12 protein-coding genes are annotated in these 13,993 nt (G+C 53.8%); 11 read left to right on the plus strand and 1 reads right to left on the minus strand.

Features of this window, described 5'->3' with window-relative positions:
* The first annotated feature begins 29 nt into the window (after positions 1-29).
* From LZ463_RS26830 to LZ463_RS26875, 10 genes are all read left to right on the plus strand, one after another.
* A complete protein-coding gene (locus tag LZ463_RS26830) occupies positions 30-737 on the plus strand; it encodes a Crp/Fnr family transcriptional regulator (RefSeq protein ID WP_241459392.1) in 708 nt (235 codons plus the stop codon).
* A 70-nt stretch (positions 738-807) separates the two neighbouring features.
* Complete coding sequence (gene ubiU / locus LZ463_RS26835) at positions 808-1,812, plus strand: ubiquinone anaerobic biosynthesis protein UbiU (protein ID WP_241459393.1); 1,005 nt, start codon at positions 808-810, stop codon at positions 1,810-1,812.
* Between the two features lie 2 nt (positions 1,813-1,814).
* Positions 1,815-2,729, plus strand: a complete 915-nt coding sequence (ubiV, locus tag LZ463_RS26840) for a ubiquinone anaerobic biosynthesis protein UbiV (RefSeq protein ID WP_241459394.1) — start codon at positions 1,815-1,817, stop codon at positions 2,727-2,729.
* Positions 2,730-2,742: 13 nt separating this feature from the next.
* Positions 2,743-3,219 carry a ubiquinone anaerobic biosynthesis accessory factor UbiT gene (gene ubiT / locus LZ463_RS26845; RefSeq protein WP_241459395.1) on the plus strand — a complete coding sequence of 159 codons (477 nt, stop codon included), beginning with the start codon at positions 2,743-2,745 and terminating at the stop codon, positions 3,217-3,219.
* Positions 3,220-3,279: 60 nt separating this feature from the next.
* Positions 3,280-4,425 carry an NnrS family protein gene (locus LZ463_RS26850; RefSeq protein ID WP_241459396.1) on the plus strand — a complete coding sequence of 382 codons (1,146 nt, stop codon included), beginning with the start codon at positions 3,280-3,282 and terminating at the stop codon, positions 4,423-4,425.
* Between the two features lie 402 nt (positions 4,426-4,827).
* Entirely contained in the window at positions 4,828-7,494 is a 2,667-nt protein-coding gene (locus tag LZ463_RS26855; RefSeq protein ID WP_241459397.1) for a S9 family peptidase, read from the plus strand.
* Positions 7,495-7,747: 253 nt separating this feature from the next.
* On the plus strand, positions 7,748-8,155 hold the full coding sequence (locus tag LZ463_RS26860) for a hypothetical protein (protein ID WP_241459398.1): 408 nt from the start codon (positions 7,748-7,750) through the stop codon (positions 8,153-8,155).
* A gap of 162 nt (positions 8,156-8,317) precedes the next feature.
* A complete protein-coding gene (locus LZ463_RS26865; protein WP_241459399.1) occupies positions 8,318-8,620 on the plus strand; it encodes a hypothetical protein in 303 nt (100 codons plus the stop codon).
* Between the two features lie 151 nt (positions 8,621-8,771).
* Positions 8,772-10,088, plus strand: a complete 1,317-nt coding sequence (locus LZ463_RS26870) for a hypothetical protein (protein ID WP_241459400.1) — start codon at positions 8,772-8,774, stop codon at positions 10,086-10,088.
* Between the two features lie 343 nt (positions 10,089-10,431).
* Positions 10,432-11,268, plus strand: coding sequence for an HDOD domain-containing protein (locus LZ463_RS26875; RefSeq protein WP_241459401.1), 837 nt, complete (start codon positions 10,432-10,434; stop codon positions 11,266-11,268).
* A gap of 179 nt (positions 11,269-11,447) precedes the next feature.
* On the opposite strand, the gene LZ463_RS26880 is transcribed toward LZ463_RS26875, so the two are convergent.
* Positions 11,448-11,822: a VOC family protein gene (locus tag LZ463_RS26880; protein ID WP_241459402.1), complete on the minus strand. Its 375-nt coding sequence runs from the start codon at positions 11,820-11,822 to the stop codon at positions 11,448-11,450.
* A gap of 809 nt (positions 11,823-12,631) precedes the next feature.
* On the opposite strand from LZ463_RS26880, the gene LZ463_RS26885 reads away from it, so the two are divergent.
* Positions 12,632-13,957 (plus strand): MFS transporter, encoded by a 1,326-nt coding sequence (locus LZ463_RS26885; protein WP_241459403.1) that lies wholly within the window; start codon positions 12,632-12,634, stop codon positions 13,955-13,957.
* Positions 13,958-13,993 lie beyond the last annotated feature (36 nt).

A 13,993-nucleotide genomic window follows, 5' to 3' on the forward strand; every position in this document is an offset into this window, starting at 1 on the left:
CTCGGTCAGTTTATCGGGGATATGAACTCATGATGACAAAAATAGATGTACTCAGCCTGTTACAGAATCACTCACTGTTTCGCAATATATCCTGTACCGAATTCAGTGCACTGCAGGCAGACATTTCAAAGATAGAGCTTGGCAAGGGCATGATGCTGTGCCGTAAGGGTGATCTTGCCGAGGGTATTTATATCGTTGTCTTTGGCCTGATCAAACTGTGCATTCCTTCACCCCGTGGGCATGACAAGGTGCTGGAACTGATCAGAGCGGGACAGAGTCTGGGCGAAGCCATGATGTTCATTGATGAGCCTTACCCGTTTTATGCCGAAGCACTCGAACATACTTTATTGCTGAAACTGCCGCGCGCGACCGTGCTGCAATTGCTTGAACGTTCTCCCCTGCTGTCGCGTCAGATGATGACCGGACTGTCGCATCGTCTGCTTGGGTTCATCCACAACGTCGAGGCTTACTCGCTGCAAAACTCCACCCAGCGTGTCATTGATTATCTGCTGCGAACAGCATCCCAGCAAGACAGCAAGGAAATCCGTCTGGAATTAAAAAAACACCTGCTGGCTTCTCTGCTGAATCTGACACCGGAAACCCTGTCCCGTGTCCTGCATCAGCTGACGCAGGAAAGCCTGATCAAAGTGTGCGGAGCAACGATACATATCGCTTCCATCGAGGCCCTGCGGTCCTACCATGAGGCCAGTGCCGAACTCCATTCAGCCTGCCACTGAACACCCGGTCTTGACATACCTTGACCAGGAACAAGGCAGGCGAAAACTCTTCCTGTTAACATCTGTCACCATGAAAGCTATTGATCTGGTCGCCCCTGCCGGTAGTCTGGTTGCCCTGAAGGCAGCCGTGGACAAAGGGGCCAATGCTGTGTACCTGGGCTTGCGCAACGCGACCAATGCCCGCAATTTTGGTGGTCTCAATTTCTCTGACACCGATATCCGCCAGGGTCTTGCCTACGCACATGGCCGTGGGCGGCAGGTATTGTTTGCCATCAACACCTACCCCCAGGCAGGCGCTGTAGCTGAGTGGCGTGCGGCAATAGATACGGCAGCATCGATGGGGGCCGATGCAGTAATCCTTGCAGATCCCGGGCTGATGGCTTATGCGCGTGACCGGCATCCGGACTTGCGTCTGCACTTATCGGTGCAGGGTTCGGCAACCACGCTTGACGCCATCGAACTGATGCGCGAACAGTTCGCCATCAAGCGAGCCGTATTGCCGCGTGTATTGACCCTCGCCGAAATCGCCAAGATCATACGCCAGACCACGGTAGAAATTGAAGTATTTGGCTTTGGCAGCCTGTGCGTGATGGCCGAGGGGCGCTGCCTGCTGTCGAGCTATGTGACTGGCGACTCCCCCAACAACAAGGGCGTCTGCTCACCTGCCCATGCCGTCAGCTGGGAAGAAAAAGAACACACCCTCTACGCCCGCCTCAATGGCACACTGATTGATCGCTACGCACCCGATGAGGCTGCGGCCTATCCCACTCTGTGCAAGGGCCGCTTTGACGTGGCCGGCGATGTCGACTATGCACTGGAAGAACCAACCAGCCTCAATGCCATTGCCTTGCTGCCGCAGTTAATCAACATGGGCGTGGCCGCCATCAAAATTGAAGGACGCCAGCGCAGCCCCAGTTATGTCGCACAGGTGGTCGGTACGCTGAGAGCCGCGCTTGACGCTGCACAACGTGATACAGAACGCTATTCTCCCCGTGCTGACTGGCAAACCACCCTGGCCCGCCATGCCGAAGGCGCGCAGGTGACACAAGGCGCCTTTGAGCGCCCCTGGAAATGATCATGTCAGCCAAGCAAACAACCTTGCAACTATCACTCGCCCCACTTGCCTATTACTGGTCCAAAGAAGACTGCCTGCGTTTCTATGTCGATGCCATGCAATGGCCGGTTGACATCGTCTACCTGGGCGAAGTCACCTGCTCACGCCGTCATGTGATGAAACTGGATGACTGGCTGGCGCTGGCCAGCGAATTGCGTGATGCAGGCAAACAGGTCGTTTTGTCCACACTGACACTGATCGACAGCGAAGCTGACCGCCGCGCCATGCACAGACTGATAGAACGGGCCAGTGCAGATGGCTTCATGATCGAAGCAAACGACTACAGTGCTGTGCGGGCATTGCAGGGCAAGCAGTTCGTGGCAGGCCCGCACCTCAACGTCTACCATGCAGGAACACTTGCCTGGCTGGCAGAACTGGGGGCCTGTCGCTATATGCCGCCGCTGGAGATGAGCAAAAATGACCTGGCCATGCTGCAACAGCAACGAGGTGCGTCCATGCAGACAGAGGTCCAGGCCTGGGGACGCATGGCACTGGCATTTTCTTCACGCTGTTTCACGGCACGCCATCATCGCCTGCGCAAAGACAGTTGCGAATTCCGCTGCGAAAACTATCCGGACGGTTTGTCACTGGCGACACGCGACGGCAAAGATTTCCTGAACATCAACGGGATACAGACACAAAGCCATGGCTGCCTGGACCTGGGACCTAACTTGCCTGAAATGGCGGCGATGCAGGTAGACATCCTGCGCCTGCAACCGCAATCGCAGGGCATGAGTGAGATCGTCGCCAGCTTCGATGCAGCAAGAACTTCAGGCACAGCGGCCCAGGTGGACGCCAGTCTCTTGCCTGCACAGGCGCAACGCAGCAACGGCTACTGGCTGGCAAAACCAGGTATGCAATGGTCAGCAACCGAATAAACCGGAGCGTCATATGGATTTGAGAAATTTTCGTTTCCCCACTGTGTTCCAGACTCTTGGGCAACATATCCCCAATGTAGTGGCAAGTACGCCACTGATGCTGGCGCTGGAACTGGCGCGCAGACATGCCTTGCTGGTTGCGCCAGAAGCACTGGAAGGCAAGGTATTCAGCATCAGAGTCAGCGACCTGGGTTTGTCACTGTGCTTTCAATGTGTGCAGGGAAAATTCCGTGCCGTCAATTCACCGGGCAAGCAGGCAATACAAGCTGATGTCAGCCTGGCAGCCAATGCGGTTGATTTTTTCCAGCTGGCTTCTGGCGTGGAAGATGCTGACACCCTGTTCTTTCGCCGCCGCCTGCGCATGGAAGGTGACACAGAACTCGGTGTGGCCGTGAAATACTGGATAGATGCCAGCGAACGCCCGGCATGGCTGAGCAAGCTTGCCCAGGGCTGGCTTGCACAAACTGCACCGTCAGGCGGCTTCCGCTAAAACACTGGTTGACTGGGCAGATGATTTGAAAGACCAACTTTGTTGACTGGAGTACCTACCATGAAACGCCTCGCCACCGCTCCTCACCGGCTCTACTTCTTCCTGGGTGCGCTGGCCGTATTCATCCTGTTCTCCTGGTGGTGGCTGCAATTGCAGCACGCATATGCGTTGACCATTCCCCTGCATGCCTTGCTGATGCCACTCGGGGTGTTCCCCATGTTCATCCTGGGATTCACCTTTACGGCCGGACCACGCTGGTTATCGGTGGAGGCAGAAGATGACTACTTCCTGCTGCATGGCATGACCTATTTTTGCGGCCTGCTACTGGCCATGCTGGCAGCCGGCATAGGCTGGCCTGCCCTGCGCAGCTCGGGCTTCGCATTAATGTTGTGCGCCTGGTCAGCCGTCACCTGGCGCTGGGGAATACTAATAAAACGCAGCAAGGTGAGCGATAAAAAACATCCGCAGGCATTGCTGCTGGCCATGTGCGGCGGCGCGCTCGCCTTGCTCGCCACCCTGCTATGGAGTTTTGGCCAGTCAGCCGCCTGGGCAGTCGCCAGGCATGTGTCGTTCTATGGATTTTTGCTGCCGGTGTTCCTGACAGTCTGTCATCGCATGCTGCCTTTCTTCAGCAGCAATGTGCTGAAGCCCTACCAGGCATGGCGCCCCTATTCGCTGCTGGGAGCATGGCTGAGCGGCTGCCTGTTGCTGGCACTGGCTTCCTGCTTGGAATGGCCTGTAGCAGCAGCCGTGACGGCGGCACTGCTCAGCCTGAGCTTCATTTACACATCCTGGCGCTGGGGCGTATTGCGCAGTCTGGAAAACCGCATGCTGGCCATGCTGCACCTGTCGTTTGCCTGGCTGCCCCTGGTATTCGCCTTGCAAGCGGCCAACGCCCTTGGCATTGACACCGGTTCCGCGGCGATACATGCACTGGGCCTGGGCTTCATGGGCACCATGCTGGTCGGCTTTGTCAGCCGCGTCAGCTTTGGTCATAGCGGACGTCCGCTACAGGTCTCAAACAATTTATGGACGCTCTACCTGGGCTTGCACTTCGCCGCCCTGCTGCGCGTCGCCGCCAGCGTATTTTCCATCCCCTCCCTGCTCACCGTCTCCGCCACCGCATGGCTGATCCTGCTGGCCTGCTGGGTCGCCATGATGCTGCCTATCTATCTGCGTGCACGCGCAGACGGTCAGCCAGGTTGAACGCTGACAACACCAGTAATAACTGAACAAGATTGCATGCGATTTAGCATTAAAGATTTCGCATGCTTCTTTCGCAAGACTTACCGTCAACATCAGGACTACAGTACCCGGGTTAGCCATGCATAGCGGTACGACTATTTTCGTACAATACCGTATTCCGACATGAATTTACAATGCCGATTCATTGTGAATTTTGCCAATTCCTGAGAATAAAATTTCAGTCTGCCACCAGCCGGAAACAAAATATTTACAAAACCGCCTTGTCCGATGGAACTGTTTTCCGCACCATCTGTCTATGCAAGTTAAGTTAATTCCCGCCAAACATGCTTAACGTCGGCAATTGCTTAGCTTCTTGATCACAATATCACCTGCAAATTAAACTATAAACAAGGTTTTCTTTTTATGTCCCCGAAAATTCTCAGCGTCAGCATCGTACTTGCGTTCAGCGGTGCGGCCAGCCTGTTGTTTCCACAAGAAGTCGCTTATGCAGCCACCAGCAGTGTTGCCAAAATCAAGCCTGCGGACCTGACGCTGGAGCAGGTGTTCCGCGCCAAGACATATGCAGGCCAGGCAGCACGCCATATCCAGTTCAGCAAGGATGGCCGTTACCTGGCCTATACCTGGAACCCTTTTGGGGAAAACGGTTCTGACCTGTATGTACATGACACGCAAACCGGCGAAACCAAACGCATCACCTCGCCTGCACTGATGAGAACCTATGACGCCCCGGAAGACTGGGACAGGTTTGATAAAAAAGCCAGGCAAAAAGACAAGGAGGAAGCAGAACGCCAGGCCAAGGCTGAAGCCCATGCTGCTTACCTGCGTGGCGAAAAGGTCGACCTGATGCAATGGGAGCAGGCGGCACTGGAAGAAGTGAAGCAGGAGCTTGCCGCTAAAAAAGCCAGGGATGCAGCGAAGAAAGCAGAGGCTGATGCCGAAGCCGCCAAAGAGAAAGCTGCAGCCGCAGCTGCCAAAACCGGCGCAGCCGTTGTAGCCAAGGCAGATGGTGACAAGAAGGATGAAAAAAAAGAAGCAAAAGACGACAAGGCCAAGGAAATCTGGGAGCTGCGTGACGAGCTGAAAAAGAAACACGAGAAAGAAAAGCTCAAACCCGGTGATCTCTACCCTGGCGTCGATGCCCTGGTCTGGGCCAATAAAAAGAATGAACTGATTTTCCAGTATCGTGGCGACCTGTTCCGCCTGAGCATGGCCGATGGCAAGATAGAACGCCTGACACAGACAGACAAGCCAGAACGCATCGTGGCTTACCATGCTGACGACAATGGCTATATCTACATGGATGAAAAACGCCTGTACAGCGCCAGCTTTGACAAGAGCAATGTCCGCCAGTTGAACCGCGAGCTGATACACCCTGACGACGCCGAGAAAAAATACCGCATCGCCAATACCGTACTGAGCGAAGACAAACAATGGATGGCGATTTCTGCCGAGGCGCCGGACGCCAAGCCGGAAAACGGCAAGCCTGCGCCACCGTCCGAGCGTCAGGTTGAAATCATGAACTATAGCGAGCGCTTTGCCACAGCCAAAAAAGTATCGCGTGAAGTATCTGACGACAAGCGCAAGGTACCTTCCAGTGCGCTGTACATACGCCGCGTAGCGGACGCATCCGCTCGCCAGCCTGTGCCAGTCTTTACCAATGATGGTGGCGACGTCTGGTTTGAAATGAGCCCGGTGAGCTGGGCCAAGGACGGCAGCCGTTATACCTTCTCCACCTGGGAACGTGAAAAAGACTTGCTGCGTATTTATGTGGGCAAGGCTGAAGAAGGCGTCAAGCCGCAGATGGTACTGGAACGACGCGGCAACGTCGGCCATGAAGTGGTCAATGTGCTGGCGCCGCGCTTTACACCAGACAGCCAGCAATTGATCGCTGTGCTTGACGAGCACGGCTATCGCCAACCCTACATCATCGACGTCAGCAATGGCAGCGCAAAGCAGATACTGAAAGGTGATTTTGAGGCGCATCAGATCATCGACTTCAGTGAAGACAGCAAGTCCATGTTCGTGCTCGCCAACAAGGATGATTTTGCGGCGATGAATGTCTACAAGGTCGATCTTGCCAGTGGTGACATGAAGGCAGTCGGCCAGACTGGTGACTTCCACCGCGCCAGCGCCGTGACGGAAAATGGCGACAAGGTGGCCAGCATGGCCGGTCAATGGTCCAGCCGCCCGGAACTGAAGCTGATCGATGTCAGCAAAGCCAAGTCAAGTACGCTGACGCAAAGCCATGATCCGCAATGGAATGCCATCGACCTGCAAAGACCGGAGCGATTCAGCTACACCAATCGTCATGGCGATAAAATCCAGGCTTATGTGTTCAAGCCAGCCGGCCTCAGTTCTTCCGACCATCGCCCTGCGATTGTCTACACCTATGGCGGCCCCTTGAATGACCGGCATATCGTCGAGACTGACAGCTTCCAGCAAACCGCTTATATGTTCGGCATGTATATGGCCGCCAAACATGGCTATGTGACGGTGGCGGTGGACCCGCGCGGCCACTCCAATTATGGCCGCAAGTTCAGTGATGCCAACTGGGAACAGGCAGGCAAACCACAGACCGAAGACCTGGAAGACCTGGTCAAGTACATGCAAAAGAATTTTGGCGTCGATGGCAAGCGCATCGGCCTGACAGGCTGGAGTTTTGGCGGTTTCCAGACCCAGTACACGATGTACACCAGCCCTGACACATTCGCTGCCGGCATCGCTGGCGCCGGCCCGACAGAGTGGGAAAACTACAATAGCTGGTATAGCGGCCGCACCATAGGCAAGACTGAGCGCAGCAAACCCAACCTGCGCAAGTATTCACTGCTGCCTTTGACTGCCGGTCTGAAGAAACCACTGCTGCTGGTACACGGCATGCAGGACCCGAACGTGCTTTACCAGGACACGGTGAATGTCTACCGCGCCCTGCTGGAAAACGGCAAGGCCCCGCTGGTTGACCTGTTCCTTGACCCGGACGGTGAGCATGCGCTGGGCGGCGCAGTCAAGCCCAATGCCTGGCATAAGAAGTATGAAGCCTTCTTCCTCCAGCATCTGGGCAAGGCCAGATGATCTGATTGATCTTAGACTGCTTCTTAGACTACTTCTTTGACTGCTTCTTAGATTGATTCTCTCATTGGATATCAATGCATGGCCAGGCAGGTTTGAAAAAACCTGCCTGGCCATTTTCTTATCCTCTGTTGTACCCGCCCCCCTTGTCATTGGCCGCTCTTGCAGCGGTAATGTGATTTGAGGATTACCGTGGATTTATGCTCTCCGCATTCAGATAATAAAGGCCCGACTCAACCTTGCCTTGTCTGGAAAAATGAATCCCTACATAAAACCAGCGCTAGCCTTGCTGATTATTACTGGCGTCAACAGCAGTGTGCATGCAATGACGGAACAGGACGCCTATCGAAACCTGATGTTTTTTCAATCGGCAAAAAGTGAAAGCGAGTATTGCGAAAACAAGCTCCATATCCAGGCCATCCGGCAGCAAAGGAACTGGCAAACCCAACATGCTGGCGTACTTTCTCGCTCCGTTGCAACGCTGGAGCAACATTTCATGCAAACAAAAGGCGTACCCAGGGATGAACTACCAGACGTCATCGCCTTGGTCTGGAAAAAGCTGGAAGAGATGGACAGACATAAAATTGCAGAGTCACGCAATAGCAGAAGCTGCATGAAATTTGCTGAGTCATTGCGATTTTATGCATCGCAATTGGTGCACTGAGGCAAAACATCAAACAGACAGCCAGCGTCTCTGTCAACGCCCCCTCCCCCTGATACAGCCATCGGCAATATTGCCCTGAAATTACCGTAGACTATTTTGATGCGCCTGCCGATAATGACAACACCGCTTCATATGAGCAAGCATCAATATCAGGAGTCAAGCATGAAAAGCAGCATCAGTCAGTATCTGTACTCAGTCTTCAGGCAGGTCGCACAGGAATTTCGCCAGGTCGGGCAAAAAGTGGGCGTGCGCCTGCTGCGCACACCTTTGCCAAAAATATTGATGATCTGTATCGCGATAGCCTTGCTGATCAGCATCATTCCTTTGCTGGTCACGCTGTTTGTCGCCTTTGTACTGATCCGGCTTTTCCTGGCGCTATTTTCCCCCGGTGCGATTCAGGGCCAAACCAGGACCAGGAGTGAAACCGTCAATGCCGTTTATATAGAACGGCATACTGACCGGTAAAACCGTTCCCCCGATGCAGTATTTGCGGTACTGCAAGCACATCAGGGCAGGAGCGAATACAAATCAATGACAATTTGCATACCTTTCAACAAGAATTTTTGGTCGCCAGCTTCTATGATGATAAAACATCATAAAACTGGCGAGCCAAGAATTGAAACAGCTATATCATCACCGTTCACTACATCTTCTCACTGCTTGCCTGCTCGCGGCACTACTGGCCGCCTGTGGCGGAGGTGGTTCCGGCGACCCTGTTGTCACAGTCAGCCCGCAAACAACCAGCCTGAACCTGCATGGGACAGCTGCGGCCGGTCTTGCCATCGCAGGGGCCACGGTCAACGCCAAATGCCGCAATGGCACGGGGACGGGCAAGACTGGCAGTGACGGTACATTCGACATCACCATGACAGCAGGCAGCTCGTTGCCTTGCGTGCTCGAAGTCAGCAATACCATTGACAGCAAGACCTTGCATGCCATATCCGTCAATGGCGGCGTCATCAACCTGACTTCGCTGACAGAAATGCTGTCGACCAGGCTGATGCGCGCATCGATGAAAACCGTGTTTGCTAATCCTGATTTCGACGCCATCGCCAAGGCTGTGACCGCTGACAATATCAAGACTGCACAGGCCGACATCAGCAAGGCGCTCAGTGGCATGCTCGACACCAGCCCGCTCGGGGACTTCTATAGCACCCCACTGAAGGCGGCGACCGTCAGCAATCCCACCAGTGGTGATGCCCAGGATAGATTGCTCGACTCTATCAGGGCCAGCCTGTACGGCAGCATGTATGACACCATGCTGAGCATGCTGGCGAAGACCAAAACCTCGGCAGATATCCTGGTATTTGGCCAGCCAGGCTGCCTGTACTATGGCGACAGTGGCTTGCCCCAGCCTTGCGCCGGCCCCGGCATCTGGACGACCTCCCCTTACATCGTGGCTGCACCTGCTGCGGTGATGTTGCCACCGAATGCGAAATACGGTTTTACGGCCAACATCAATTATCCGCCCAACGTCGATTACTTCCGGCAACCGGTCAGATGGTCAGTGCAAGAGGCTGATGCAGGCAGCATCAGTATCAATGGCGAGTACACGGCCCCGGCCAAGCCAGGCATTTACCATGTGATTGCCCAGCGTGAAGATTATCCAGCGCTGACTTCTGGCAGCCTGGTGGTCATTGATGCGCAAAAACTCGATTTTGTACCGACGCTGGGCGTTGAAAACAATACCGTCAGGGTCATGCCCGGCGAGAGTGTCGGCCTGAAAGTGCAAACCAGCTACTCCCCCACTGCCTTGACCATACGCCAGCCTGTGAGCTGGTCCGTCGTCGAGTCAGATGGTGGCAGCATCACCCAGCAGGGCAATTACACTGCGCCAGCCAGAATCGGGACATATCATGTCAGGGTGCAGAGAGATGACTTCCCGTCCCTGTTTACCGTGTTGAACATACTGGTCAATTACCCACCTGATTAAGGTAGCTGGAGCCAGGCATAGCATGCCGGCGGGTGAAATGGCGAACACTTTTCCTGAAGGCAATACGGCAGATTTCCCGTACAATTTCAAACAATCAGTGCATGCTGCTGTCAATTGTTCAAGAAATTCATTGATCAACTATTCATCAATTAATCGCTTGATAAGTAAGCTATCGCCCAGGCCACTACGATTGCAAAAAAAAGTTAAATAAAAAGTTGCTTTCGAGAATTTTTTGACTATCATGCAGGTAACAGATAGTTCCTCATGATAACCTTTGATGTTTCTGAGTACCGGAACGGGCTAATTAGTGGAGGAATTGCTCAATGATCATCGGGAGGAAGTCATGGACAGGCTAGAAATTTTTAAAAGCATTGCTGCAGAAGTCAATCGCGGGGATATCGTGTTCCCCACCAATGTTGAAGCCTCGTTAAGGCTGCAACGCATGCTTGATGACCCTGACTGCCATATCGACACTGCCGCCAAGCTGATCATGGCCGACCCTCTGTTGTCAGCCCGCACGGTCGCGATTGCCAACTCTGCCGCCTATCGCCGCTCTTCAAGCGAAGTCACTCATGTCAGACTGGCAGTCAACCGTCTGGGCTTTCGCACCCTCAAGGCCATGCTGGCCGCAGTGATCGTGCGTCAGCTCAACAGCAAGGTCACAGACCCGGTACTCAAGCACAAAGCCGATAAATTGTGGGAACACTCTGCCCATGTATCATCGCTGGCGCAGGTGATCGCCAAGCAGGTTACGCGGGTTGATCCTGAAACGGCGATGTTTGCCGGCATCGTGCATGAGATCGGTGGCTTCTACCTGATTTCGCGCGCTGAAGAATTCCCTGGCCTGCTCGATGGCGAGCCAGAAATCTGGATCGAATACGGTGAACGCATGATAGGCCGCGGCATCATGCGCCAGTTGAACATCCCTGAGTCAGTGATGAATGCCGTCGAGGCAATGTGGCATGGCGTATGCGCCTTCCCGCCAGAAACCCTGGGCGACACCCTGATACTGGCCAACGACATCGCCCCTGTACTGTCGCCGCTGCATGACATGGACAGGGAATATACGACACAGTTTGCCCGCCGTCTGAATTTTGATTTTGAAGACAGCAACTTCCAGATCATCATGGACGAGCAGGAAGAACAGATCGACACCCTGGCGACAGCCCTGATGATGTAAGACGCAAAACGACAGGAACTGACGGGTTTCGGGACGCGCTGTACAGCTCCCCTAAAGATCTCCTACTGGCAGGCTGCGATACATTGCAGCCTGATTTTTTTTGTACCGTCGGCTTCTTTTATGACAGGGCCATGTGCCTGTCTCCGACCAAGGCCTGCCCAGAAGTCAGAAATCAGGCTTCAGGCTTCAGGCTCGTGGTACACCATCTCGATATTATGCCCGTCCGGGCCAATAACAAACGCAGCATAGTAATTGCCGCTGTATTGTGGGCGCAGGCCGGGTGCGCCATTGTCCTTGCCGCCCGCCTCCAGTGCTGCACGATGGAAGTCGTCAACCTGCTGACGACTTTCAGCCACGAACGCTATGTGAAGGTGCGCGGGTTTTTCGTCCGTCTGGAACAGGCACAATGAACCGTTGGCACTGGTGACAAGCTCAATGCCATAGGTCGGCACACCCTCCCCTGCAATACTTATACCGATCGGTGCGAGAGCCTTAAGGTAAAAAGCTTTGCTCGCAGCAAAATCACTGACGCCGAATTTGACGTGATCAAACATGAACTCTCCTGAAATAAAAAAGTCTGCACAAAACCTGAAATGATTAGGACTTACGCAAAACCGCCATCAAGCTTGCAGTTGACCGTACTTTCCACTTCGTCATACCCGCGCAGGCGGGTATCCATGTTTGATCAGCTTCGCCCGTCTTACTGTCTGCGCGGTTGATCAACGATGGATTCCCGCTAAAAGCAGGCGGGAATGACGGTTTGGGATGTATTGTGCCAATTGCGGTCATTGCGCTCATTGTGATCTATGCATGGCCACGCAAAAACCGTCTGGGACAATTTTGTGTAAGTCCTGATGATTGGATTTGGCAATCTGTCAACTATAACCGATCGCTTCAAAAAAAATCAATTCGTTTCAGATTTCAGAGACAACACCTCAATACTTGCCAGACCAGTCCCGTCAAGGGCATACAGTTTTCGTCAGCATCTGCCCTGAGACCAGTACAGGAATACCAATTCCTGCCCGCCCGACCAGTCTGCCTCGTTGAAAAGCCAGGACAAGTGAAAGGGGAGCCATAATACCAGTGCTCAAATAAAACAAAGTGGTATTAAATCTGCCACTGGCCTGCCCCTTGATCACCTTGTGAAACTGTATGTATAGAGTTACTTGAAAAAATCCAGTAAATCAGATGCTTGTCCTGAGCAATCCAGATAAAATCACCTCATAGTGGCACTTAAGTGGCATTATAAACATAAAACCAGTTGACCAGTTTTTTTGTGACTAGTATGTTTCCCTTGCGGACCCGGCAAATAAAGTCAGCCCAACCAGCCACAAGTAAAAACAAATCGAGCAGAGACACATCCATGAGCACAGAGAATCCAAAGACACCCCATCCCATGCGCTGGGTACCCAGCCTCTACCTGGCATCGGGCCTGCCGTTTTATGCAGTCGCCCTGATCGCCGGTCTGATGTATAAAAGCATGGGTGTGCAAAATGACCAGATCGCCCACTGGACTGGTCTGATCGGCCTGGCCTGGGTGTTCAAGTCTTTATGGAGCCCATTCCTGGAGGCAGCAGGCAGCAAGAAGACCCTGGTCGTGATCTTCCAACTGGTAGGCGGTGTGTCGCTGGGCATGGTGGCGCTGTCGCTGCAATTACCCGCTTATTTCACCATCAGTATTGCCCTGCTTGGTGTGGTGGCCATTGCCTCTGCCACGCACGACATTGCCGCTGACGGCCTGTATATGGCCAGCCTCAGTAACAAGCAGCAGGCCAGCTATGCCGGCTGGCAAGGTGCTTTCTTCAACGGAGCAAAATTCCTGACACTGGGCGGTTTGGTCTATCTTGCCGGTTATCTTGAAAAAACCCTGGCGCCGGCGCAGGCCTGGACCATCATCTTTGCCATCATGGGTATCTTGCTGTTCAGCCTGGGACTGTATAACAGCTGGTCACTGCCAGGTACAAAAGCGACAAAATCGAAGGCATCGGTACACAGTATCTTCGTCACCTTGCAGGATGTGATCATCGAGTTCTTCAAAAAGCCCGGCATCTGGCTGGCCATCGTCTTCATCATCCTGTTCCGCGCCGCCGAAGGGCAAATCCAGACCATAGGCCCGCTATTCCTGCGTGAGGCAAGAGCCCTGGGCGGACTGGGCCTGACAACAGACCAGGTTGGCATTGCTTACGGTACGGCAGGCACCATTGCCTTTCTGGGTGGCAGCATACTGGGCGGTTATTTCGCCTCATGGCTGGGCTTGAAGCGCGCCCTGCCCTGGCTGATCGTGGCGATGAATACGCCTAACCTGGCTTTCTTTTTCCTCAGCACCAGCCTGCCAGAGAACATGGCAGTGATTACGGCAGCACTGGCTTTTGAAATGTTTGGTTATGGTTTTGGTTTTGTCGGCCTGATCCTGTTCATCATGCAGGTCGTTGCACCGGGCAAATACCAGACCGCCCACTATGCACTGGGCACAGGCGTCATGCAACTGGGCTTTGTATTCTTCAAAACTTTCAGCGGTGACATACAACTTGCACTGGGTTACAAGAATTTCTTTATCTGGGTATTGCTGAGCGCCGTCCCAGTGCTGATTCTGACCCGCTTTGTTTCATACGGTGACAGTGCCAATCATGGCAAGGAAGCAGAGAACACAAGTGCACCGGACGGATTGGCAAAAACAGCCGATGCCTGAATGAACCAGGCAGACGTGCCAACTCCTTGACTTTGT

This window comes from Undibacterium paludis (assembly GCF_022568815.1).
Taxonomy (GTDB): Bacteria; Pseudomonadota; Gammaproteobacteria; order Burkholderiales; family Burkholderiaceae_D; genus Undibacterium.

Excerpts from the sequence above, each read along its gene's own strand:
- ubiT (WP_241459395.1), top strand. The coding sequence starts at position 2,743 with ATGGATTTGAGAAATTTTCGTTTCCCCACTGTGTTCCAGACTCTTGGG.
- ubiV (WP_241459394.1), top strand. The coding sequence starts at position 1,815 with ATGTCAGCCAAGCAAACAACCTTGCAACTATCACTCGCCCCACTTGCC.
- LZ463_RS26865 (WP_241459399.1), top strand. The coding sequence starts at position 8,318 with ATGAAAAGCAGCATCAGTCAGTATCTGTACTCAGTCTTCAGGCAGGTC.
- LZ463_RS26855 (WP_241459397.1), top strand. The coding sequence starts at position 4,828 with ATGTCCCCGAAAATTCTCAGCGTCAGCATCGTACTTGCGTTCAGCGGT.
- LZ463_RS26885 (WP_241459403.1), top strand. The coding sequence starts at position 12,632 with ATGAGCACAGAGAATCCAAAGACACCCCATCCCATGCGCTGGGTACCC.
- LZ463_RS26860 (WP_241459398.1), top strand. The coding sequence starts at position 7,748 with ATGAATCCCTACATAAAACCAGCGCTAGCCTTGCTGATTATTACTGGC.
- LZ463_RS26875 (WP_241459401.1), top strand. The coding sequence starts at position 10,432 with ATGGACAGGCTAGAAATTTTTAAAAGCATTGCTGCAGAAGTCAATCGC.
- LZ463_RS26830 (WP_241459392.1), top strand. The coding sequence starts at position 30 with ATGATGACAAAAATAGATGTACTCAGCCTGTTACAGAATCACTCACTG.
- LZ463_RS26880 (WP_241459402.1), bottom strand. The coding sequence starts at position 11,822 with ATGTTTGATCACGTCAAATTCGGCGTCAGTGATTTTGCTGCGAGCAAA.
- LZ463_RS26850 (WP_241459396.1), top strand. The coding sequence starts at position 3,280 with ATGAAACGCCTCGCCACCGCTCCTCACCGGCTCTACTTCTTCCTGGGT.
- ubiU (WP_241459393.1), top strand. The coding sequence starts at position 808 with ATGAAAGCTATTGATCTGGTCGCCCCTGCCGGTAGTCTGGTTGCCCTG.